This window comes from Bartonella sp. MR110HLJHH (assembly GCF_042194225.1).
Lineage (GTDB): Bacteria > Pseudomonadota > Alphaproteobacteria > Rhizobiales > Rhizobiaceae > Bartonella > Bartonella grahamii.
Genome location: NZ_JBHIMQ010000042.1, coordinates 1,032 through 1,364 on the forward strand (window position 1 = coordinate 1,032; position 333 = coordinate 1,364).

Here is a 333-nt window from a genome sequence, read left to right on the forward strand (position 1 = left end):
TATAAATTGATAAAGTGCGTAATCGCACAGTATTTTAAAACTGTACGTTCTATAATTTCATTGATAGAAAATATCCATTGGGGGGATACGTTTAAAAAAGTAAAAATCCCATTTTATTATTTTACTTATTTGCTCTGTACATAGCAGTAGCAATCATGAGGTATGCAACAGCGGCAATTATGAGTAAGACTCATTTTGATCAAAATGGGATACCTCAAACAAACTATGAAACAGAAGCTCTAGACAAGTCTATAATGCATGGAATCTATGAATTTTAAAGTTATAAGGATATTTCACGATTGTATAAATCGGAAAGACTCATTCTGTAAAAAT